Origin of the sequence: Sulfurimonas sp., assembly GCF_026991475.1 — a bacterium.
GTDB lineage: Bacteria > Campylobacterota > Campylobacteria > Campylobacterales > Sulfurimonadaceae > Sulfurimonas.
Genome location: NZ_JALXBK010000094.1, coordinates 72,611 through 94,525, shown reverse-complemented (window position 1 = coordinate 94,525; position 21,915 = coordinate 72,611). Strand labels below are relative to the sequence as shown.

The window sequence follows — 21,915 nt, the reverse complement described above, 5'->3', positions numbered from 1 at the left end:
TATGGACTATATGTTTGCACCGGGTTTTTTAGGGACGCGTGCTCCATTTTTTATGGATTTTGTTACTTTAATAGTTGTAATTTTACCGCTACTCGTTTACAGTGCAATTATATTTGCAAAGAAAAAATTCTATAAGATACATGGCTTTTTACAAAATCTCATCTTTGTGGTTTCTGTGATAGTGGTTGGTTATTTTGAATATGGTGTGCGTATTGGTGGGGGTTTTGATGCCTTTATGCAGGGAAGTAAAGTCTCTCATAGTTATGCTTCTATTGTGTTGATTGTACATATTATCATAGCTACTATTACGCTTTTGTACTGGGGTGTAACAGTGGTGAAGGCAAATTACCAATTTTCAAAAGCTCTTATTCCTGGTAGAAAATCTAATGCACACAAACTTTTGGCACTCAAAACATTTTTAGGTATTGTTTTTACCTCTTTTAGCGCTATTTGGGTTTATCTGCTATTATTCGTCTATTAAAAAAGTTACTAAAAGGAAAAAATATGTTAGAAATAGGTCAAAAAGCTCCAGAGTTTTGTCTGCCAAATCAAGATGATGTTGAGATGTGTTTAAGAGATTTAAAAGGCAAATGGATAGTTTTATACTTTTATCCTCGTGACAATACACCAGGTTGTACAACTGAGGCGTGTGAGTTTACAGAGGCTGCACCCGACTTTTCTTCTCTAAACGCAGTAATACTAGGTGTGAGTGCAGATAGTACGAAAAAGCATAGAAACTTTATAGAAAAAAAAGATCTTGGCATTACACTATTAAGCGATGAAAGTACTGATATGATGCAGAATTACGGTGTGTGGCAGTTGAAGAAAAACTATGGCAAAGAGTATATGGGCATTGTTCGTTCAACATTTATTATCGACCCAGAGGGGATTGTTCGTGCAAAATGGGAAAAAGTACGAGTAAAAGGACATGTAGAAGCTGTAAAAGAGAAGTTAGCAGAGTTACAAAACGCGTAAGCTAAAAAGAGAAAATCTCTTTTTAGTATCTATATCTAATATAAAAACGAATATCTTGAGCTGTATCTACTACGCTGTTCCCAAGGTTATTTGCAACTGCTTGCTCCATTGAGAGTGGTGTTCCGGTTGTGTCTCCAAAAAATCCATTACTTCCTGAAAATGCATAGTCAATATATGTATAACGAACTTGTATTGAGAGTGCATCTTCAATGATTGGTTCAGTAAAATAAGCTTCATATGCATCACCACGCGCTGCGAGTTTAGAACCTATATTTGTGTCTTCACCATAAGTTAAACTTCTCCAGAATTTTGTACCGTGGTTGTACTCAAGACCCCAACGTCCCTCTTCGCTTATAAGTGATGGAATCTGTACTCCTGTCCATACTGAATAGCCTTTTTTTCTCTCTGTGCACCCAAGCATTCCACCGCCACTCTTGTTGGGATTAGTGATACTCATAGCACCACTTACAAAGAAAATTGTATCATCTAAAAAGTCACTAATTTCATCTCCAATTCCATTTGCGACAATATTTGCAGTAAGTGAATGCAGCCCACCGACTGTTTTTAGTGTAGCATTATTATTGTCCGTGGCATCTATAAGGTTATTTGCATAGTAGTATTGTGTGTTTAGTGAGTATTGTCCATCATCATAAGGTACAAATATTAGACCTGCTAAATCAATATTTGGAGTTGTTGTCTTGTTTGTAGCAAAAGGCGTAGCAGAGAGTTTTGCCTGTGCATTACTCATACCTCGTCCTGCACAAAATTTTACATACATTCCCTCTATTCCCGTTAGATTTTCAAGTACAAATTTTGAACTTAGTCCGTCAAACTCTACATTAATAGTATGTGCCATCGGTGAAGAAGCATGGTCGTCATCTCTAAGATTTACAAGGTGTCCATTTGTAGATGGACGACGACCAATACTGAATGTCCAAGGAATATCAGTTGTTAAAAAAGTATCATTTTTATATAAAAAATATGCAGAGCGTATTCTCAGGGTATCATCATATGCATTCTCATTTGCTATCCAGTCAAAAGTCTCATAAGCACCATTGTTCGCTCCGCTTCTTGCACCAAAGGCTTTATTGTATGCAAGTTGTCCTGTAAAACTAAGGTGTTTTGTAGCTGCCCAGTTCATATTTAACCAGAGTCTATTTGTCATAAAGGCATCATTATTTACCTTTGAGCCATCTGCCATTTTGTATTGCATATTTTCAACTGCAAATCTATAATCAACATTAAATTTTAGATGAGAGCCATTTGTTGCTTTATTGAGATCTGTAAGGGACTCTTCAAGATCAGTAAGTCTTTCATTTACGCTCTCTTCATCTTCATCCTCCGCATCAGATTCTTTCGCTTTTTTAGCCTCTTCCTGAGCTTTGAGTGCATCTGCTTTGAGTTGTTTCTGTTCTGCTTTTAAGGCACTTATTTCATGTTGTAGTTTTTTCATATCAAGCTCCATAGTTTGAAATTTTGTGTACATTGTCTCTGCGTTTAGATTACTGCCTAGTAGTGCTACAGCTGCTAAGGAAAGGAGGAGAGGCTTGTTCATTGTGTCCCTTTTATTAAATTCTTGTGATACTATACATTAAGTTGTATAAATATAATTTTAAATTATAATTTAAGTTTTTTATTTATTTGTAAAAAGCTATAATTAAACTATGTTTTAGTATAATTCGCGGATTTTTCTTTAAAACTTAGGTGGAAAAGAAAATATTAACAGATTGTGTCAAAAAGTTAGTGCAACCCGTTTTTTAACGGTTATTGTTCGACACTCTCAAAGCCAACTAACGAAATTTCTTTGCACGAAATAATGCAATTTAAGGATACCCTATGGTAACTATGAAAGACCTCTTAGAATGTGGTGTACACTTTGGACACCAAACTCGTCGTTGGAACCCGAAAATGAAAAAATATATTTTTGGTGTTCGTAAAAATATCTATATTATTGATTTACAAAAAACTCTTCGTTATTTCCGTAGTACTTACACAGTTGTTATGGATGCTGCAGCTGAAGGAAAAACAATTCTTTTTGTTGGTACAAAAAAACAAGCTCGTAACTCAGTTCGTGAAGCTGCAATCGCTTGTAATATGCCGTATGTAGACAACAGATGGTTAGGTGGTATGCTTACTAACTTTCCAACTATTCAAAAATCTATTCGTAAACTTGATGTTATTAGTGAAATGCAAGAAAATGGTCAAATTGATCTTTTAACAAAAAAAGAAGCTTTAATGCTTTCTCGTCAAAAAGCGAAACTTGAGCAATATTTCGGTGGTATCCGTAATATGAAAAAACTTCCAGATATGCTTTTTGTTGTTGATGCAGTAAAAGAGCACATTGCAGTTTTAGAAGCTAGATGCCTTAATATTCCTATTGTTGCGCCACTAGATACTAACTGTGATCCAGATCTTATCACTTACCCAATTCCAGGGAATGATGATGCTATTCGTTCTATTCAACTTTTCTGTCGTGAAATGACAGCTGCTATTAATGAAGGTAAAGCACTTCGTGATGCACCAGCAGAAGAAGAACAAGTAGAAGAAGCTCCAGCTGAAGAAACAGTAGCACCAGAAGCTACAGAGGAAGCGTAATTATGGCAGCAGTAACAGCAGCAATGGTAAAAGAGTTGCGTAGTGCAACTGACGCGCCAATGATGGATTGTAAAAAAGTTCTTGTTGAAGCTGATGGCGATATGGACAAAGCAGCTGAGCTTTTAAAAGAGCGTGGTATTGCTAAAGCAGCGAAAAAAGCAGATAGAGTCGCAGCAGAAGGTCTTGTAGGTCTTAAAATTGCTGATGATTTCTCTAAAGCTACAGTAGCAGAGATTAACTCTGAAACTGATTTCGTTTCCAAAAATGAAGGTTTTCAAAATCTAGTACTTAAAACTACTGAAGAGATTTTCAATACTAATCCAAGTGATGTTGCAGCAGTAATGGGAAGTGAGTTTGGTACTTACTTTACTGAAACAGTTGCAAAAATTGGTGAAAAAATTGAGCTTCGTCGTTTTGGTACTTTAGAAGCTGAAGATGATACAGTTGCTATGAATGCTTATATTCACTCAAATGGTCGTATTGCAGTTATTGTAAAAGCAAAATGTGATAGCGCTAAAACTGCCCAAGGTCTTAGAGATACTCTAAAACAAGTTGCAATGCATGCATCTGCGATGAAACCTACAACACTTTCATACAAAGATTTTGATCCTGAATATGTAGAGAGTGAAACAAAAGGTAGAATTGAAGCTATCAAAAAAGAGAATGAAGAACTTTCACGTTTGAAAAAACCTCTTAAAAATGTTCCTCTTTATGTATCTATGATGCAACTTACTGAAGATGTAATGAAAAAAGCAGAAGAGAACATTAGAGCAGTACTCAAAGAACAAAACAAACCTGAAAAAATCTGGGATAAAATTATCCCTGGTCAATTAGCGCGTTTTATTGATGACAATACTACTCTTGATAAAGAGCAAGCACTTTTAGATCAATCTTATGTACTTGATGATAAAAAAACAGTGGCTGAAGCTGTTGAAGCGGCTGCCAAAAAACTTGGTGGAACTGCTGAAATAGTTGATTTTATTCGCCTTGAAGTTGGTGAAGGAATTGAGAAAAAAGAAGACGACTTCGCAGCAGAAGTTGCAGCACAAATGAGCTAAGCCCTTTGGCTTAACTCATTTATGAAGTAGGACTATCTTTTATCCCAGTCACGAACTAGGTTGTGACATTTGTAGCATTGCTCTTGAATTTGAATAAGTGCATTTTGTGATTCCATTTGAGCCTCAATATTTTTCAAGTGTTTATCTGCATAAATTTCATCAATTTGATCAATATATTGATTAATCATTCTTCCACTATTTACAGCAATTCTTGATTTGTATTTCAATTTATCAGGTAATAAACTGATAACTTTCTCTTTACTGCCTAATGTATGCTTAATATTTTTTTTCAAATCAGCCAATAATTGTACAGACATTTCTCTATTATTTAATAAAAACGCTCTTTGTACTGATGATAAACTTGTTGCTAAGACATCCATATCATGCTTTAATGTCTCTGCGTTTAAGCTTGAAACTAAACTTGCACCTAAAACTAAACCTACTAATGTTTTCTTTAACATAAAACTCCCTTTTTTATTCTAAATATACCCGAAAGTACTTATCTCATTATTTTATCATAAAATGCTTTTAAATTATAAGACATTTCAATAAAATAAACTTCTTTTAAAATTTTATGTTCTATAAATTTGATATAATTACTTTATGAATCTATTATCTGCACAAAATTTATCGCACTCTTTTGAATACAAACTTTTCTCAAATGTTTCACTTGACTTATATGAAAAAGAGTCTATAGCGATTATGGGTATGAGTGGTAGTGGAAAATCTACTCTTTTGCACCTACTTTCAACACTTCTAAAACCTGATGAGGGAACAGTTACAATCTTAGGTAAAGATATAAGTGGTATGAAAACAAAAGAGTCTGCACTTCTTAAACGCAATAAACTTGGACTTGTCTTTCAATCGCATTATCTTTTTAAAGGTTTTAGTGCCTACGAAAATCTTGAAGTCTCTGAGATTTTATCAGGACAAAAGATAGACGATAGCCTACTTCAAAAACTTGATATAAAAGAGTGCATACATCAAAAAGTGACACAACTCTCAGGGGGACAGCAGCAGCGTGTCTCTATAGCAAGAGTTTTGACAAAAAAACCTACTATTATTTTTGCAGATGAGCCTACTGGAAATTTAGACTCTAAAACTGCTCAAGAGGTTATGAAACTTTTCTTTGAATATTGTGAAGAGCATCAGGCTGGAATGATATTAGTAACACATGATAACCATTTGGCAAATATGTGTGACAAAGTATTTGAATTGCAAAACAGAGAATTAAAACGAATAAAATAGGAAAATAAAGTGGAGTTTGCAGAGATATTTAACGAAGTAAATATGGTAGGGTTTTTACTATTATTCTTTCGCTTTGCGGGACTTTTTCTTGCTGTTCCTATATTTGATCATAAAAATATTCCTATTAACATAAAAGCAACTATGGCTTTTTTCTTTACTGTCTTTTTTTACTCTTCAATGCCTGCCCCAACGATTGATATAAATATTCCAACTATAGTTATAGCAATATTGGGTGAGCTTATTTTAGGTTTATCTGTAGGTATAGTGTTGCAATTGGCATATAATGTAATAACTTTTGCAGGTGGGCAAATATCTTATATGATGGGCTTTTCTATGGCGAGTGCTATTGACCCTCAGTCTGGTGTCTCTATGCCTATTATCTCTCAGTTTCTCTCACTTTTGGGCTTAATGGTTTTACTTTCTCTTAATTTGCACCACTGGATTTTACTTTTTGTTGCCCGTACTTTAGATACAGTTCCCTTGGGTGGATTTATAGTAACAAAAAACTTTTTTCATTACATTATGCATGCTACATCAAATATGTTTATGGTTGGATTTATGATTGCTTTTCCTGTTATTGCGCTTTCTCTACTTGCAGATACTATATTTGGGATGTTAATGAAAACTATGCCTCAATTTAACCTTTTGGTCATAGGTTTTCCTATAAAGATTATGGTTGCGTTTAGTGTTTTAATTGCAACTTTAACTGCTATTATGCTTGTTCTTAAAGGACAAGTTCAAGAAGCATTTAATATGTTGGGGACTTTTTTTTAGTTTAATTTTGCTACAATGGTGCCAATAACCTCTCAAAGGAATATATGTGAAGATATTACTTTTAAATGATAACCCAGTAGTTACGAAGTTAGTTACTTTAAGTGCTCAAAAAACTAATGATGAAGTTACGACTGCGCATAGTCTAGAAGAAGTGCCAGCAGGAAACTATGACCTTTTAGTTATAGATGATGCTCAGTACGATGAAGAGGGCTATGCAGAGTTGCAAAATAAAATAGAGTTTAAAAAATCTCTTTTTATATGTTCTCGTGACAACGAAAATGAGGAGAGCTTTTCTGCAACAATTAAAAAGCCATTTTTACCAACTGATATGGTAGAGCTTTTTACAAATCTAAAGAAAAATTTAGATGCTGTCGAAGATGTATCAGATGAAGAACTACTTGATGGCCTTGATGGACTTGAGCTTGAAGGTTTAGATGATTTGGATGAGCTTGAAGATGTGGATGATGAGTTGATTTTAGACGATGAAGAGCTTGGTGAGAGTGTTTTGGATGATGAAGAAGCACAAAAAGTCAAAGAGTTACTTGATGAAACGCAAGATGAAGAAGCTGATGATGAAGATTTGGATCTCGACTATGATCTCTCTTTAGATTTAGAAGATGAAGCCGATGAAGCGATTGTAGCGGAGCCTTTAGTCGAAGATACTGAATTAGAAGAGTTGGGTAATGATGAGACTCTTGAAGATGTAGACTTGGATGATGAGGTAGATTTAGATCTTGCGGAATTAGGTTTGGAAGATGATGCCTTGGCTGAGGCTGAAACAATACCTGAGAGTGAAGATTTGCCTGAGGATATAATTGAAGCTGAGGAGTTTGAAGAGAATTTACAAACGCAGATTGAAGATGCGGTAGAGGAACTTTCTCAAGAAGATTTAGAGAGTGAAGTCGATGAAGATACCCTGCTTGAAATTGCTAGTAATGAAATAGACTCATTTGCTACATTAAACAGTAAAGATTTAAAAGTTGCCTTAGGTGAAGAAGTTGATGCTGATGATGTAGATGATGTAGATGATGTAGATGATGTAGATGATGATGTAGTCGCGGATACAGATATAGAAGAAGCTCCTTTAGGTAATGAGAGTGAGAATAGAGGTGTAGAAGCTTTAAAAACACTACTGGCTGCATTAGATAATGAAAATGTAGCTGCAGCAATGAAAGGTGCCAAAATTACAATTAATATAAGTTTTGAGGATTAATTATGAGTCAAATTAATGGCGCAATATTAGTTCTTTCTGGTCCAAGTGGTGCAGGCAAAAGTTCTTTAATTGCAAAAATTATAGATGATATTGGAGATACTTATTTTTCTATCTCTACCACGACAAGACCAATGCGTGAAGGTGAGAGAGATGGTGTTGATTACTATTTTGTAGATAAAGAGGAGTTTGAAAGGGAGGTTGAAGAGGAGCAGTTTTTAGAACATGCTTTGGTACATGGTAACTACTATGGAACATCATTAAAACCAGTAAAAAAGGCACTCTCTGAAGGTAAATTAGTAATTTTTGATATAGATGTTCAGGGTAATAGTGCAATTCAAAATAGACTAAGTGATATTACAACTTCTGTTTTTATCTCACCACCAACACTCTCAGAACTTAAACGCAGACTTATAAAACGATCTACTGATTCGCAAGAAGTTATAGATAGACGTGTAAATATGGCAAAAAGAGAGATTCAAAGAGTCTCTGAATATGAGTATTTGCTTGTAAATGATGACTTGGATATTGCTGCACAAAAGCTGCGTTTGATTGCACAAACTGCAAGACTAAAAAAAGCGAGTGAAGAGATAAATGAGTTTGTACAGCGATGGGAAGACTGTTAAAGAGAAGTCACAGCAAAGGTGAGATATACTTAACGACTTAATTTTATATAAGGATAAACTATGGGAATGCCTAGTGGAACAGAGTTACTATTAATATTTGGAATAATTGTATTGCTTTTTGGTGCAAAAAAAATACCTGAATTAGCAAAAGGTCTTGGTAAAGGAATTAAAAATTTCAAAGAAGAGATGAAAGAAACTGATGTAGTTGATGAAGTTGCATCTGATACACCTAAAAAAGTTGAAGGTTCTGAAGAAGTAGCATCTGCTTCTGAAACTCCTAAATCTACAACACAAGTATAAGCTTTGAAACAACGAGTATCGGCGTTATTACGCGAGAAATTAGGTCGTGAGCTTGTTTTAGAAAAGCCTCGTGACCGTTCTTTTGGTCACTTTGCTACTCCTATTGCTTTTTCTTTAGCAAAAGAACTTAGAAAATCTCCGATGATTATTGCAGATGAACTTGCTGCATCTTTTGGTGAGAGCGAAGAGTTTTCAAGTGTGGAAGCTGTAAAAGGTTACTTAAATTTTCGTTTGAGTGAAAACTTTTTAAGCGAATATGCTTCTTGGGCATTAGAGAATCCATCAGAGTACGCAAAACAAGAAAAAAATCAAAAAATACTTTTAGAATTTGTAAGTGCCAACCCTACAGGACCATTGCATATTGGTCATGCTCGTGGTGCTATTTATGGAGATACACTCTATAGACTTGCAAAACATTTGGGTTACAAGATTGACGCAGAGTATTACATTAATGATGCTGGAAATCAGATTGATTTATTAGGTCTTTCTATTCAATTACATGCAAGAGAAAATTTGCTTGATGAAACAGTTGAGTATCCTGAATCTTACTATCGTGGAGAGTATTTAGATGGACTCTCACGTGAGGCTATGGAAAAATTTGGAGTAGAAATTTTTCATGATGCATCACGTCAACGAGAGCTTGCTATGTGGGCAAAAGATGAAGTGATGAAAATCATTGTAAAAGATTTGGCAGATACGAATGTACATTTTGATACTTTTGTGTACGAATCAACGCTTTATGATGATTGGGACAGAGTTATGCAGAAGATGGCAACTACTGATGCAGGTGCTATTTATGAAAAAGATGGTAAAACCTGGATAGCTTCTGAGGCAAAAGGCGATGAAAAAGATAGAGTAGTGGTTCGTGAAGATGGACGACCAACTTATCTTGCTGGAGACATAGTCTATCATAACCAAAAGTTTGAAAGAGGTTATGAGCATTACATAAATATTTGGGGAGCTGATCATCATGGTTATATTCCTCGTGTAAAAGCAGCCATAGAATATCTTGGATATGATTCGTCTAAACTTGAAGTACTACTCTCTCAAATGGTAAGTCTTTTAAAAGATGGCGAGCCATATAAAATGAGTAAGCGTGCTGGTAATGTCATACTTATGAGCGATATTGTCGATGAGATAGGTGCAGATGCCTTGCGTTATATCTTCGCTTCAAAAAAGAGCGATACCGCTTTAGAGTTTGACCTCTCAGAGTTTAAAAAACAGGATAGTTCAAATCCTATTTTTTATATTCAGTATGCGCATGCGCGTATTCAAACACTCCTTTCAAAAAGTACGCTTAGTAGTGAAGAGATTATGAGTGCGAGTTTGAAAGATCTGGGTGAAAATGCAGATACACTTCTTTTTGATGCAATGTTGCTTCCTGAAGTTGTAGAAGATGCTTTTAATTCTCGTCAGATTCAAAAATTGCCAGACTACTTAAAAGCACTTGCAGCATCTTTACATAAGTTTTACTATGATGTTCGTATGATAGGAACGCGAGATGAAGCAAAACTTCTAAAAGTGATGCTTGTTGTAGCGCTTAGTCTTAAAACTGGTCTCTCTTTAATGGGAATAAAGGCAAAAGATAAAATGGTAAAAGAGGAAGATTAATTCTTCTCTTTTAGCCGATTTTTTAGTATTTATATAAATCATTATCTCTTCTCATATATTCAAAACTTTTGCCTCTATAATGAGTGATTTTGTAGCAACTAGATAAGGTGTTTTTTCATCACGAATATGTGAGTATCCAAATTTTGCAGTAGAACTGTTCATCTCATTTGCTACGACTAGGATTATTTGCTATGAGGAAAAGAGTAAATTTGAAAAACTTAGAAGAATTAAGAAACTTTTTATCATAAAGTATGGTACTATTACTAAAATACGATGTCAAGGGTAGGATGGATTATGAGTATTAAAATACGACAAGCAACACCAGATGATTCCTCTTTTTTAGCTGAGATGATTTTACAAAGTTCTCGTGCAGGTAAAAAAAGTGGGTTGTTTGATCTATTATTTACAGAAAGTAGTGATGCACAAATTTTAGAAAAACTAACAAGGCTCACAACAACAGAGGCTAAAAGTAGTTGTAACTATAAAAATTTTTTAATTGCTGAAATTGATGAAAATCGTGTGGGGACGCTTTGTAGTTATGAGCCCCGTATTGCAACAAAAGAGAGTTTTATTAAAGCACTTGATGAAATAGGCTGCACCAAAGATGTTGAGGCTACCTTAGATGTTTTTTACAGTTGTAGTTTCAAGCAGAACAAAAGCACTCTTATGTTTGATTTTATGGAAGAGGTTGCAGGTTTTATTGATGTGGGAATTTTAAAAGCATTGATGCATAAGAGTCTATTAACTGCTAGACTGAAGGGCTATAGAGTTGCTCAGACTATTATTGAAATAGGTTCTCTTGAATCAGAGCTCTTCTATAAAAAACTAGGGTTTAAAAAAATTGCCGAAGTAGAGAGTGAGAGATACAAAGAGACCTTTGGACGAGCTGGTCTTATGCTTATGTCCTTAGAGTTTTAGGAGTCCATATAGAACTCTCTGTTTTGTTCTTTTTATTTTTATATTTAACGGGTTATGGCAATATTTTATGTGTTTATTACTATTTAAAAGCCATAAAACTCAATTAAAGAGGCGCTTATGCCTCTAAATAGTAATTGATAGAGTAACGCAGGTCATCATCAAGATTATCCATACTTTTTAGCATCCATCTTAGGTATCCTGCATCTTCACGTGCGACCTCTTGGAGTGTTTTTCCCTTATGTTTACCAAATCTAAACGCAGTGACTAAAATGGGAGTATTTGTTAAATCGACCATTTTTTCTACAGGGTTTTCATTTGGAAATTTTTCTTGTACAATTTTTTTAAGTTGGCTCAAAAAGAGTTTGAGCACTAAAACATCCCCAATGGCATCATGTGCTTTTACCTCTATGCCAAGTGCATCAGCCTCTTTTTGTTCCTCTTTGTAAAGCTCCATTTTGTAGCGAAAATATTGCAGACGGTGTGCTTCTTCGTCTGGCATAACATGTTTTGCAACGCGCAGTGTGTCAATGACTTTCATTTTCGTCTCAAATCCCTCTTTTTCAAGCATCTTTATATCAAAAGGGGCATTGTGAATGATGAGGTAGTTCTCGGGAGTGTTAAGCTCTAAGAGTCTTTTATATGCCTGCGTTTGCACACATTCTGGTTTGCCTTCAAGCATATCAGGGATAATGCCATGAACTTCCATCGCACCAAATTTTATGGGAATATCGGTGCTGCAAAATTCGTTATGTACCTCTATCTCTTTTGCACCAAGTACCATGTATCCGAGTTGTATAACTCTATCTTCTTCATCCGTTCCTGTTGTCTCTGTATCTAAAATTATATATTTTGCCATTATTTTCTACTCTCAAAGTGTACATCAAAGCTCTTGCTTGTATTTGCTTTAATTTTAATGCTAAATGTAGCTAAATTTCCCTTAGTATCAACATATTTCTGCGCTGATTTTATGCGAGCATCTCTATTTTTGTTAAAGGGAATAAGCAGAGCTACTCTTTTTTCTTCATCCGAGTGGTTGCTTAGTGTGTAGCGTATATCTGCGCTGTAGTAGTTGTTTGAGTCACTGCGTTTGAGTATGCTTTGTTTTACTTTAATATCAAAATTTACACCTATTTTGAGTTTTAGAGCCTCATTTTTTGGAGTGTGTTTGATGCTGCTTTCTCCTAAAAGTATAGCAGTGTCATGCAGTTTTGAGTAGATGCGTACTATGCCACTTGGTAGGGGCGTGTCAAGTTTTTGTAGTGTGATGTATTGGTTTACATTTATGTTACTTTCACCATGAAAAAAGAGAGGATTGCTCATTTGTGCTTCATACTCTCTTTGCACTTTTATGTTTTGGAAGTTTTGAAAATTTATTTGCGTTTTCTCTTTGTTTGCCAAAGTGACTTTGAAAGGAATTTTATAAATATGGTAGCCCTCATGTGCGCTCTCTTGTACAATCGGTCTATTTTGAGCCATCATTTTGGAGTACATTATTCGTGGTTGTGGATTTCTTACTCTGTTAATAGTTCCTGCTAAGGTGTAGAGTGTGGTGTCTTTAAAACTTTTTCCAGAGTTGTTTGTCAGCGTAATAAATCCACGAAGATTTGCACGATTTTTTACAATGTCAAGCACATAATTTGCACTCCATTTAATATTTTTTATAAGGTAGTCAAGCTCTAGTTTTGCATTAATATTTTTGTCTGTTTTTACATTCCAAAGTAGGGAGGGTTTACTTAAAAGACGATTTGGAATTTTATCGAAGATGATTGCTTTGCTCTCTCTTGTTACAATATTTCCCTTTTTATTTTTGAGAATTGCCTCTTTGTTGTTTGCAGCAAGAAGGGTAAAGGAGTCTTTGCCCACTTTGACCTTTTTACCAATGTTATACTCCAAGAGTTTGGCAAGCGTGAGCTTGTCATATCGGTACTGTTGGGAGTAGAGTTGTACCCCTTTTGGAAGTTTGAGGTTTATAGACTCTGTTATGATGGAGCTTGCCACATCTTTGTAAATAATGCTATGTGCGTTTTTGTCTAAACGCAGCGGACGCTCTTCATGGACGAGACCAATGTTTGAGTTGTAAACAACAAGCGAAGAGCTAAAGAGCGAACTTGCCCCTACAAATAAAGATAATGCTAATGTTTTCATGATGAACTCCTATAAAACTATGATACACTTATAAAAAAAATAGAGAATGAATTTTGATAACAACACCCATGGGCTACCTTCTAACTATATCACTTATTGTAGCATTTTTCGCCTTTTTGGATTTAAAGACAAATTATAAGATTTTGAAGTATATTCCTGCTGTTGTGCTTATTTATGCGGTTTCTATGCTTTTGGCTTCATTTGGTATTTTTGAGCAAAACGCACAGATACATCATATTTATAAACTCACAAAGACAAATCTTCTGCCTGCTATGCTCTTTTTAATGCTGTTGCAAATTGATTTTAGACATTTTTTAAAACTTGGAAAATCCCTGCTTATCGCCTACGCTTTGGCGGTTTTTTCCATAGCTGCTGCGTTTATACTCACTGCATTTATGTTTCACTTTGATGCAAACATAAGTGCTGCGTTTGGCGCACTTGCAGGAAGTTGGATGGGTGGCACGGCAAATATGGTCGCAGTCGGTTCTGCTCTTGGAGTGCATGAAGATGCTTTTGCGTATGCACTTGTAGTAGATAGTGTAGATTATACATTGTGGGTGATGCTGCTACTCTTCTTAGTTCCTTTTGCAAAGTTTTTTAACAAGTTCACAAAGAGTGATGAAAATCTGGCATATTTGGGTGAAATTGGCTGTGCCTGCTCAATGGGCGCAAAAAGATACTGGCTACTTATTGGCTTTGCTCTGGCAGTTTCACTCTTTTGCCAAATTTTAGCGACAAAAGTTATTATTTTAAACGCAACGACATCCATGATACTATTTGCTACTCTTTTAGGCATAGCAGGCTCCTTTACAAAGCTTCGCACCATCAACGGTTCAAGTGAAGTTTCCACTACTATGCTCTACATTCTTATAGCGCTTATTGGTTCAAACGCAGTTATAGAAAATTTTTCAGGTTTGGGTATTTATGTCTTTGCTGGGTTGGTGATTTTATTTATTCACGCATTTATAATGATACTCGGAGCAAAAATATTTAAGCTCGATCTCTTTAGTATTTCAGTCGCATCACTTGCAAATATAGGAGGGGTGGCTTCTGCCCCTATTTTAGCAGCAACTTACAACAAATCACTCGTAAGTGTAGGTGTCTTAATGGCAATTATGGGTTACATTATTGGGACATTTGGTGGTTTGTTGATTGGAAACATTCTACTGCGTTTAGGCTCTATTTGATTCTTACACGATTTCGTCTAGGAAAGGGCTAAAAGAAGCTCCTCCTAAAATTTATTTTTCTTAAGGTTTTTAAGTGCTTGCGAAGCCATCTCCTGCACCTGTGTAGCAATTTCATTTACACTTGCTGCTGTATTTGCATTTGTTTTAGTGCTCTCATCTATTTCAGATACAGCGTTGTTAATTTGGTTGGCATTAAGACTTTGTTCTTTGATACTTGATTCTATATCTATAATAGATTGAGAAAGTACACTAATATTCGCATTTATTTCAGAGAGTGATTTTTGTGTTCCTTCTGCAAGTTTACGCACTTCATCAGCCACTACGGCAAAACCTCGACCATGCTCACCAGCGCGTGCTGCTTCTATGGCTGCGTTTAGGGCAAGTAGATTGGTTTGATCTGCAATATCACCAATGACAGTAATGACATTTTTAATGTCATTTGATTGAGAAACAACCTCTTGTGCTCTACTTGAAGTGTCATCTATTGACTCTGTTATCTGCATAACAGAAGTCGTTGTTAAATCAAGTTGAGAGGCTTGCTCACTAGCAGACTCTTGGAGTGTTTGCATCTGTGTTTGGAGAATGTCAGCTTGATTGAGCAGGTCTGTTGAAGTTTGGAATGTATTTTGTAAAAGTGCTACTATAGCTGCACCAAGGGCATTAATGCCATCTACCACAGCTTTTGTTTCGCCTGATATTTTACTATCAAGAGAAATGGTGTCGAGGTAGTTATAATTTTCATACTCATTAAGACCTGATAAAATATCACGCATAACTTGAGACTGTACATCAAGCATTTTATTGATGGTATTTGCAAGTGTTTGTATTTGAGAATTAGATGCCTCTGTTTGTACACGACAATTATAGTGTCCTTGTTGTACTTTGTTAAGCACTAAAATAGCCTCCCCAACGCAGAGCATATCATTTTCTATGCCTTCATTGATTTGGTCTGTCTGCTCATTTATCATCTTGGCAACGATTGCAAGTTCATCACTTCCTTCAAGGTCTATTTTTTCGATGACATTGTGGCGTCTGTTTAAAAATTCTAAAAATTGACTCATACCATAAGAGATTTTTTCAATAGAATTTGTAATGTTTTTACTGCTAATATACGAGAGTAAAACAGTTAGCATGATGACAAAAATCATCACTAGAGTATATATAATTAGACTCTCTTTTTTATTACTATATTTTGCATCAGCCATTGTTATAAGATTGTGACTCAAATGATCATCGACTTTTTTGAGAAGATTAATTTTTTGAGTAATTTCATCAAACCAATAAGATGCGTTTACACCAAACCCACCTATTGTTGTAGCATTTAGTGCAATTTTACGCATGCGATTAACTTCATTGATTGCTTTACCTTGCATAGTTTTGAAGTAATAAGTTCTTACATTGGTGTCAGATACAGCTAAAAATGAGTTAATGTAAGCATTTTGTTCTGTAACAAGTTTAACAAATGTGCTCTTCATACCAGGTAAAAATTTATTTCTTGCAAAACTATTTGTGAGTACTGCTCTCTCTATTCCAGCTCTCTCTTTTGACATTAAAAAGTTATAAAAGGCAGTTATTTTTCTTGTCTGTTTAGCAGTTTGTACTTTACTAATCAAATCTGCAACAAGATTTAAAAATTTTGCATTGTTACTAGTATAATAGGCAATAGCTTTTTTTGCAGGAAGGTTGAAATTATCTACACCTTTACGGATTGTGTCAATTTTATGAATGGACTTGAGTGCAAGTTTCATATCTTTTTGTAATTGGATGTCACTACTAAATACTTTTAATCTGTTTATTTTATTTAAGAGTGTAGTTATGCGGGTATTACTAAGTTTTCTTTGTTTTGGTAACACTTTTGTGAATTTTTTTCCTTTTGAACCAAGAAAACCTGCTGTAGCCCCACGCTCTTTTTGTGTTTCATGAATCATATTTGCGATGAGTTTAGTAATCAAAATGGCATTTTTCCCATTTTCAGTATTTGCCTGTAAATCTTTTTGCATATAATCTTCTACTTTTTTAAGTAGATTAATTTTTGCTGTTATGGTTTTAAACCAGTATGAGGCATTGACATTAAAGCCTCCTATCTCATTAGCATTTTCTAATATTTTTCGCATTCTGTTTACTTCATTGACTGCTTTGCCTTGTAAAGTTGCAGTTAAAAATAGTATGTTATTTTTTTGAGCAAGTGTTTTAAAGCTCTCTAAATAAGAGTCTTGTTCCTCTATAAGAGATTGTAACCTATCTTTTGCATTTCCAATAAATTTATCTTGTGCAAAAGTTACACTTCCGACCGCTCTTTCAACTCCTGCTCTCTCTTTTGACATTAAAAAGTTATAGTAAGCAATGGTAGCATCAGCGAGCTCGGCATCAGCTGCTTGTGTTGAAGTTTTCGCAATAAAATTTAAAAACTTAGAATTCATTTTTGTATAATAACCAATAGCTTTTTTTGCAGAAATATTATGAGAAACAACAGAAGAACGAATAGTTTTTATTTTTTGTAAATCTTGCATCGCTTTGTCAAAAAACAGTTTTGTATCTTTTGTTAAAATATTATTTATTGTATTGTTTTGAATGAAATTTTTGAGTGCAACTATTTTAGCATCAGTTAAATTCTTTTGTTTTGGAAGGCGTTTTATAAATTTTTTCCCTTTTGAAGTAAGAAAACCAGCTGTAGCACCACGCTCTTTTTGTGTTTCATGAAGTAAAGCAGATATTTGTGTATCGAGTTTTATGATAGTATCATATGTTGCGTAGGCATTTTTCTGTTTTACATTTGTATGAATGGCAAATGCTGCCATAATGACCATTGTAAGTGTTGGTAAAATAACATTAATAAGTAGTTTGTTTTTAATACTTATATCTTTTAAAAATTCCATTTCTATCTCTCCTTACTTCGCATCTCTTTATAGAGTTTTTCATATTTTTCTTTCTCTGCCTCAGAGATGACGCGTCTGCAAGAGATATACCCTTTTTTCCCATCACAATTTATAAATGGATAAACCGTAGCAAAAACCCAGTAGTAATGTTGGTGGTCTTTTGTATGGTTTTTTACAAAACCACGCCATTTTTTTCCACTTTTTACTGTATCCCATAAATCTTTAAACGCAGCCTTTGGCATATCTGGATGTCTCACTATATTGTGTGGTTTTCCTATAAGTTCATCAACTTCATAACCAGCATATTTACAAAACTCATCATTGGCAAAGTTAATAATACCTTTTTCATCGGTTTCAGAGACCAAGAAAGCTTGTGTATCTAAAACTATCTCATTTGGATCGTTCAGCATAAGTAATAACCTTTTTTTATAAATATTAAAATCATTTTACAATATTCTTTTAAAAAATTAAATTAAAGTAATTTATTTACTGAGCTGATTGTTTAAAATATATTGTTAAAATATTTCTTTTACAAGGATATAAACTGATGGGTAAATTTGCTAAATTTCTTTATTATAATATTATTGTCTATTTTCTCTATGTAATTGTAGATAAATTTTTTACTATGCTGCATCTTTACAGTTCTGATGCTCTTGGAACAGATTTATCTGTTATGCCTACAAATTCAGATTTGACTTTAATCATTATTAATGTTGTTATCTCTTCGGTTGGCGGGTATTTTTTACTCAAAAAACTTGAAGAGTATCTATCGTTATGAAAATAAAAGATATAACACTTGAAAAAAGGTACATTCCTTTAAAAACACCCTTCGCTACTGCTTTGCGGCGCGTTGAAAATGTAGAGTTTGTTCGTGTTCATATTCTCTTTGAAGATGGTAGCATCGCACAGGGAGAAGCACCTGCAACCAAGGCAATAACAGGTGAGGATTTAGAGGATATAATCCATTCCATCGAGTCTGTAAAAACAAAACTGCTTGGGCTAAACGCAGCGGATGCCCTAAGAAAGTTGCATCAGACAACTATAGGCTCTTCAGCAAAAGCAGCGCTAGATATGGCACTTTTTTTTCAAGTAAACAGGCTCGATATTGAAGATATAAGTACGATAAAGACAGATGTGACCATTAGTTTAAACGGTGTTGATGAAATGATGGCAGATGCCAAAAAAGCGCTTAGTGAGGGCTATGACATCTTAAAAGTGAAGCTTGGAAGTGACATAAAACACGCCATAGATGTGACGTTGCGTTTAGCCAAAGAACTTCCAAACGCAGTGCTGCTTATAGATGCAAATCAGGCGTGGAGTGTGGAGTCTGCAATGGAGTATTTAAACGCAGTCTATGGAGTAAAAATTGAGCTTATAGAGCAGCCTGTCAAAGCAGATGACTTAGAAGGGCTTAAACGCATTACAGAGGCTTCATCCATTGCTATTTTGGCAGATGAGGCTGCGTTTAGCCTTGAAGATGTGAAAAATATCTACACCTTAAACGCAGCAGATATGATAAACATCAAGCTTATGAAATGCGGTGGAGTGAGCAGGGCTATAGAAATCTTGGAGTATGCAAGAGAGAAAAATATAAGCTGTATGCTAGGCTCTATGCTTGAGGGTCCCATCTCCATAGAAGCAGCATACAAACTTGCCTTTGCCTACAGAGATGTTATAAAGTATGTCGATTTGGACTCGCCGCTGCTTTACGCTGAGACACCATCTTCTGTGGGAGATTTTGCGATAAAACGCAACCAGATAAAGCCTAAAATTCCCGCAAAGAGTGAGGCTGCTAAGATTCCTATTTTGGCTTGAAAAATAGCTGAGGCATTGCCATAAAATGCAAGTTCTGCGACAAAGATACTCATAGTAAAACCGATACCGCCGAGCAGTGCTACACCAAAGACCTGATTCATTGTGCTTCCCTCTGGGAGTTTTGCAATGCCAAGTTTTGTGGCAATGAACGCTACTCCAGCGATGCCAAGCACTTTTCCAAGAACAAGCCCTACTATGATACCAAGTGCAATAGGCTCTACAATGGCTTCATCAATGTGTGTAAAATCGATGCTGATACCTGCGTTTGCAAGGGCAAAAAGAGGAATGACTATGAGACTCACAGGCAGATGCAGTGCCTGTTCTAATCGTGCTGAGGGAGATTGGATGGACTCTATGCGCTCAGACATATTTATAAGTACAGCTTTTTGTTTTTCATGCAGAGAGTAATCTGTAGCTACAGGATAGTTGTCATACTCATCGAGAGAGTTTCGCATATGAGAGCTAAAGTCATCAGGAGTCTCTTTTGGTTTTGAAGGTATTGCCATGGCTGCTATAACACCTGCGATTGTTGCGTGCACGCCTGATTCAAGCATAAAGAACCATAAGAACATACCCACTAACAGGTAGGGTAAGATAGCGTGAATACCAAACCTGTTAAACGCAACCATTATAAGAAATGAACCACCTGCAAGTAGAAGTGGCAAAAAGTGGATCTGCTCTGTGTAAAAAAGGGCAATGACCACAACAGCACCAAGGTCATCGACAATAGCAAGGGCAATAAGAAAAGTAACAAGTGAAGGCGATACTCGGTTGCCTAAAAGTACAAGTGCAGAGATGGCAAAAGCGATGTCGGTTGCCATCGGAATACCCCAGCCGTTTTGTGAAGGAAGTCCGTGGTTGATAGCTATGTAGATAAGTGCCGGCACTACCATTCCGCCAAGTGCTGCCAAAATTGGTAGAATGGCTACTTTAATGTTTGAGAGCTCACCGACTAAAATATTTCTTTTTATCTCTAAACCTATAAGAAAGAAAAATATTGCCATAAGTCCGTCATTTATCCAGTGATGGATACTATGCGAGAGTTTCCATGAGCCGACATTTAAGGAGATAGTGAGATGAAATATTTGCTCATAAACATCATGTAAAGGAGAGTTTGCGAGTATGAGTGCAACGATGGTCATAAATATAAGCACGATTCCTGTCGTTGTCTGTGCATGAATAAAATGCTCTAGCGGCGTGGCAACTTTTTCAAAGGTCTTTTCCCATGGGGCGTATATTTTCATCTACTGTTCCTTGTGTTTTCTTTTATTTAAAGATTATAACGTAATTCTTAAACCAATACTTTTAAAAAAGTTGAGTATAATCACTCTATGAATTTAGAAACTTTAAAGAACCAAACACTTTTACTCTTAGGAAAAACACGAGCCTTTACTCACGAGGAGTTTGTATTGCAGCTTGAAGCGCATGGTATTGCATTGACACAAGAGATGACTGATGCAGTTCGCTTCATCATAGAGGGGCGGATGATGAGCCCGTATGAGCAAAACAGTAGTGATGCTCTTTATGAAGAGAGAAAGTATGAGTTTCTTAGCATTGATGTTTTAGAGAAACTTTTAGCCGATGCTATGGATGATGATGTGCTTTTAATGAGTTTGAAACTCTCAAATGACAAAGCAAAGCTTAAAGCATTTTTGCAAAATTCAATGCTGAGTGATGCACTCTTTTTTAAACTGCTTAAGATGTACTCATGGGGTGGTGAGGACTTTTTTGAAAATGATGATAACCGTGATGTCTCAGCCGCACTTATATTGCGCTTTTATGAAAATATAGAACGCAACCACAATGTCCAATACGCTACGACAGGTATTTATCATTTGATAGAGCAGACACAAAACGCAGCACTTTTAGAAGCACTTGGAGCACTTGAACCAGTCAGGCTGCATCCAAAGCTCAAAAAATCGCTTGCGATGCACAAAGATACTCCAAAGAGTGTACTTAAAAAGTTTCTCAAGCAAGATGATGCCGTGGCAAAAGAGGCGATGGCCTATAACCCGAGTCTTGATATGACGCTTATAAAAGAGCTCGTAAAGAGTAGGGATTTGGCAGAGATACTCGCACAAAATGTAAAGCTCGATGCAGCACTTTTTACGCTTTTAAAAGATTTTAAAACCGCTTTGGCGATGAATGAGACACTAAACGCAGAAATGCAAACGCAGCTCTTGGCACTAGATGATAGAGCGGTAAATCTTGCGCTCGCACATAACAGAGCCCTTACAAAAGAGAGTGTTCAAAAACTTTTGGCATATAATGATGCAAAGCTAAACGCAGCACTCTATGCAAACCCTGCAACACCAAAAGAGCTGCTAGAAGAGGCTTTTAAAGATGTGAACAATCATTCATATTTAGCAAAAAACCCCACAACACCGCCGCAACTACTTGAAGCGATGTTTCAGGAGGGTGATGCGGTGGTTTTAGATGCTTTGGCACGGAATGAAAATACACCTGTAGCTGTTTTGTATCAGTTGCAGCTTGACAGTAGGTTTGACAGAGCTGTAAAGACAAACGCTGCGTTTGGAAAACATATTCAGAGTGAAAATATAGGATGGATGGTATAAA

At 35.7% G+C, this 21,915-nt stretch carries 22 protein-coding genes; 15 read left to right on the top strand and 7 right to left on the bottom strand.

The window, feature by feature from the left end; genetic code table 11:
* Nucleotide 1: 1 nt before the first annotated feature.
* Both MV589_RS08205 and bcp read left to right on the top strand, forming a co-directional pair.
* On the top strand, nucleotides 2-481 hold the full coding sequence (locus tag MV589_RS08205; RefSeq protein WP_297433754.1) for a DUF420 domain-containing protein: 480 nt from the start codon (nucleotides 2-4) through the stop codon (nucleotides 479-481).
* A 23-nt stretch (nucleotides 482-504) separates the two neighbouring features.
* Nucleotides 505-975 (top strand): thioredoxin-dependent thiol peroxidase, encoded by a 471-nt coding sequence (gene bcp / locus MV589_RS08200; RefSeq protein WP_297433752.1) that lies wholly within the window; start codon nucleotides 505-507, stop codon nucleotides 973-975.
* Nucleotides 976-997: 22 nt separating this feature from the next.
* On the opposite strand, the gene MV589_RS08195 is transcribed toward bcp, so the two are convergent.
* A complete protein-coding gene (locus MV589_RS08195; RefSeq protein WP_297433750.1) occupies nucleotides 998-2,530 on the bottom strand; it encodes a DUF3373 family protein in 1,533 nt (510 codons plus the stop codon).
* A 281-nt stretch (nucleotides 2,531-2,811) separates the two neighbouring features.
* Between MV589_RS08195 and rpsB the strand changes: the two genes are divergently transcribed.
* Together rpsB and tsf are read left to right on the top strand one after the other, a co-directional pair.
* Nucleotides 2,812-3,570, top strand: a complete 759-nt coding sequence (rpsB, locus tag MV589_RS08190; RefSeq protein WP_297433749.1) for a 30S ribosomal protein S2 — start codon at nucleotides 2,812-2,814, stop codon at nucleotides 3,568-3,570.
* A 2-nt stretch (nucleotides 3,571-3,572) separates the two neighbouring features.
* Nucleotides 3,573-4,628, top strand: a complete 1,056-nt coding sequence (tsf, locus tag MV589_RS08185; protein ID WP_297433747.1) for a translation elongation factor Ts — start codon at nucleotides 3,573-3,575, stop codon at nucleotides 4,626-4,628.
* A gap of 32 nt (nucleotides 4,629-4,660) precedes the next feature.
* On the opposite strand, the gene MV589_RS08180 is transcribed toward tsf, so the two are convergent.
* Entirely contained in the window at nucleotides 4,661-5,089 is a 429-nt protein-coding gene (locus MV589_RS08180; protein WP_297433746.1) for a hypothetical protein, read from the bottom strand.
* 142 nt (nucleotides 5,090-5,231) lie between these two features.
* Between MV589_RS08180 and MV589_RS08175 the strand changes: the two genes are divergently transcribed.
* The 7 genes from MV589_RS08175 to MV589_RS08145 all read left to right on the top strand — a co-directional run bounded on the left by MV589_RS08175 (nucleotide 5,232) and on the right by MV589_RS08145 (nucleotide 11,315).
* Nucleotides 5,232-5,876 carry an ABC transporter ATP-binding protein gene (locus tag MV589_RS08175; RefSeq protein ID WP_297433745.1) on the top strand — a complete coding sequence of 215 codons (645 nt, stop codon included), beginning with the start codon at nucleotides 5,232-5,234 and terminating at the stop codon, nucleotides 5,874-5,876.
* Between the two features lie 9 nt (nucleotides 5,877-5,885).
* On the top strand, nucleotides 5,886-6,650 hold the full coding sequence (fliR, locus tag MV589_RS08170) for a flagellar biosynthetic protein FliR (RefSeq protein ID WP_297433743.1): 765 nt from the start codon (nucleotides 5,886-5,888) through the stop codon (nucleotides 6,648-6,650).
* A gap of 46 nt (nucleotides 6,651-6,696) precedes the next feature.
* The gene (locus MV589_RS08165) at nucleotides 6,697-7,863 is read left to right on the top strand and encodes a hypothetical protein (protein WP_297433741.1); all 1,167 of its coding nucleotides are present in this window, start codon (nucleotides 6,697-6,699) and stop codon (nucleotides 7,861-7,863) included.
* Between the two features lie 2 nt (nucleotides 7,864-7,865).
* On the top strand, nucleotides 7,866-8,486 hold the full coding sequence (gene gmk / locus MV589_RS08160) for a guanylate kinase (RefSeq protein ID WP_297433739.1): 621 nt from the start codon (nucleotides 7,866-7,868) through the stop codon (nucleotides 8,484-8,486).
* A 60-nt stretch (nucleotides 8,487-8,546) separates the two neighbouring features.
* Nucleotides 8,547-8,786 carry a twin-arginine translocase TatA/TatE family subunit gene (locus MV589_RS08155; protein WP_297433737.1) on the top strand — a complete coding sequence of 80 codons (240 nt, stop codon included), beginning with the start codon at nucleotides 8,547-8,549 and terminating at the stop codon, nucleotides 8,784-8,786.
* 3 nt (nucleotides 8,787-8,789) lie between these two features.
* A complete protein-coding gene (gene argS, locus MV589_RS08150; RefSeq protein WP_297433735.1) occupies nucleotides 8,790-10,397 on the top strand; it encodes an arginine--tRNA ligase in 1,608 nt (535 codons plus the stop codon).
* Between the two features lie 294 nt (nucleotides 10,398-10,691).
* Entirely contained in the window at nucleotides 10,692-11,315 is a 624-nt protein-coding gene (locus MV589_RS08145) for a GNAT family N-acetyltransferase (RefSeq protein WP_297433733.1), read from the top strand.
* A gap of 115 nt (nucleotides 11,316-11,430) precedes the next feature.
* On the opposite strand, the gene MV589_RS08140 is transcribed toward MV589_RS08145, so the two are convergent.
* Both MV589_RS08140 and MV589_RS08135 read right to left on the bottom strand, forming a co-directional pair.
* Nucleotides 11,431-12,171, bottom strand: coding sequence for an exonuclease domain-containing protein (locus MV589_RS08140; protein WP_297433731.1), 741 nt, complete (start codon nucleotides 12,169-12,171; stop codon nucleotides 11,431-11,433).
* Entirely contained in the window at nucleotides 12,171-13,460 is a 1,290-nt protein-coding gene (locus MV589_RS08135; RefSeq protein WP_297433728.1) for a DUF4139 domain-containing protein, read from the bottom strand. The genes MV589_RS08140 and MV589_RS08135 overlap by 1 nt, the downstream gene beginning before the upstream one ends.
* Before the next feature lie 53 nt (nucleotides 13,461-13,513).
* On the opposite strand from MV589_RS08135, the gene MV589_RS08130 reads away from it, so the two are divergent.
* Nucleotides 13,514-14,647 carry a DUF819 family protein gene (locus MV589_RS08130; RefSeq protein WP_297433726.1) on the top strand — a complete coding sequence of 378 codons (1,134 nt, stop codon included), beginning with the start codon at nucleotides 13,514-13,516 and terminating at the stop codon, nucleotides 14,645-14,647.
* A gap of 44 nt (nucleotides 14,648-14,691) precedes the next feature.
* On the opposite strand, the gene MV589_RS08125 is transcribed toward MV589_RS08130, so the two are convergent.
* Nucleotides 14,692-17,523, bottom strand: a complete 2,832-nt coding sequence (locus tag MV589_RS08125) for a methyl-accepting chemotaxis protein (RefSeq protein WP_297433724.1) — start codon at nucleotides 17,521-17,523, stop codon at nucleotides 14,692-14,694.
* A gap of 2 nt (nucleotides 17,524-17,525) precedes the next feature.
* Complete coding sequence (locus tag MV589_RS08120) at nucleotides 17,526-17,933, bottom strand: PAS domain-containing protein (protein WP_297433722.1); 408 nt, start codon at nucleotides 17,931-17,933, stop codon at nucleotides 17,526-17,528.
* A 137-nt stretch (nucleotides 17,934-18,070) separates the two neighbouring features.
* On the opposite strand from MV589_RS08120, the gene MV589_RS08115 reads away from it, so the two are divergent.
* Together MV589_RS08115 and MV589_RS08110 are read left to right on the top strand one after the other, a co-directional pair.
* Nucleotides 18,071-18,301, top strand: a complete 231-nt coding sequence (locus MV589_RS08115; RefSeq protein WP_297433720.1) for a hypothetical protein — start codon at nucleotides 18,071-18,073, stop codon at nucleotides 18,299-18,301.
* Complete coding sequence (locus MV589_RS08110) at nucleotides 18,298-19,338, top strand: dipeptide epimerase (RefSeq protein ID WP_297433718.1); 1,041 nt, start codon at nucleotides 18,298-18,300, stop codon at nucleotides 19,336-19,338. The genes MV589_RS08115 and MV589_RS08110 overlap by 4 nt, the downstream gene beginning before the upstream one ends.
* Here the strand turns inward: MV589_RS08110 and nhaA are convergent.
* A complete protein-coding gene (gene nhaA / locus MV589_RS08105; protein WP_297433716.1) occupies nucleotides 19,230-20,582 on the bottom strand; it encodes a Na+/H+ antiporter NhaA in 1,353 nt (450 codons plus the stop codon). The genes MV589_RS08110 and nhaA overlap by 109 nt on opposite strands.
* An 87-nt stretch (nucleotides 20,583-20,669) precedes the next feature.
* Between nhaA and MV589_RS08100 the strand changes: the two genes are divergently transcribed.
* Nucleotides 20,670-21,914: a hypothetical protein gene (locus MV589_RS08100; RefSeq protein WP_297433715.1), complete on the top strand. Its 1,245-nt coding sequence runs from the start codon at nucleotides 20,670-20,672 to the stop codon at nucleotides 21,912-21,914.
* Nucleotide 21,915: the final 1 nt, after the last annotated feature.

Coding starts and splice junctions, on each gene's coding strand:
- MV589_RS08125 (WP_297433724.1), bottom strand. CDS start 17,523: ATGGAATTTTTAAAAGATATAAGTATTAAAAACAAACTACTTATTAAT.
- MV589_RS08180 (WP_297433746.1), bottom strand. CDS start 5,089: ATGTTAAAGAAAACATTAGTAGGTTTAGTTTTAGGTGCAAGTTTAGTT.
- MV589_RS08115 (WP_297433720.1), top strand. CDS start 18,071: ATGGGTAAATTTGCTAAATTTCTTTATTATAATATTATTGTCTATTTT.
- bcp (WP_297433752.1), top strand. CDS start 505: ATGTTAGAAATAGGTCAAAAAGCTCCAGAGTTTTGTCTGCCAAATCAA.
- MV589_RS08145 (WP_297433733.1), top strand. CDS start 10,692: ATGAGTATTAAAATACGACAAGCAACACCAGATGATTCCTCTTTTTTA.
- MV589_RS08120 (WP_297433722.1), bottom strand. CDS start 17,933: ATGCTGAACGATCCAAATGAGATAGTTTTAGATACACAAGCTTTCTTG.
- MV589_RS08155 (WP_297433737.1), top strand. CDS start 8,547: ATGGGAATGCCTAGTGGAACAGAGTTACTATTAATATTTGGAATAATT.
- MV589_RS08110 (WP_297433718.1), top strand. CDS start 18,298: ATGAAAATAAAAGATATAACACTTGAAAAAAGGTACATTCCTTTAAAA.
- nhaA (WP_297433716.1), bottom strand. CDS start 20,582: ATGAAAATATACGCCCCATGGGAAAAGACCTTTGAAAAAGTTGCCACG.
- MV589_RS08140 (WP_297433731.1), bottom strand. CDS start 12,171: ATGGCAAAATATATAATTTTAGATACAGAGACAACAGGAACGGATGAA.
- MV589_RS08195 (WP_297433750.1), bottom strand. CDS start 2,530: ATGAACAAGCCTCTCCTCCTTTCCTTAGCAGCTGTAGCACTACTAGGC.
- rpsB (WP_297433749.1), top strand. CDS start 2,812: ATGGTAACTATGAAAGACCTCTTAGAATGTGGTGTACACTTTGGACAC.
- MV589_RS08205 (WP_297433754.1), top strand. CDS start 2: ATGGACTATATGTTTGCACCGGGTTTTTTAGGGACGCGTGCTCCATTT.
- MV589_RS08100 (WP_297433715.1), top strand. CDS start 20,670: ATGAATTTAGAAACTTTAAAGAACCAAACACTTTTACTCTTAGGAAAA.
- gmk (WP_297433739.1), top strand. CDS start 7,866: ATGAGTCAAATTAATGGCGCAATATTAGTTCTTTCTGGTCCAAGTGGT.
- MV589_RS08175 (WP_297433745.1), top strand. CDS start 5,232: ATGAATCTATTATCTGCACAAAATTTATCGCACTCTTTTGAATACAAA.
- tsf (WP_297433747.1), top strand. CDS start 3,573: ATGGCAGCAGTAACAGCAGCAATGGTAAAAGAGTTGCGTAGTGCAACT.
- MV589_RS08135 (WP_297433728.1), bottom strand. CDS start 13,460: ATGAAAACATTAGCATTATCTTTATTTGTAGGGGCAAGTTCGCTCTTT.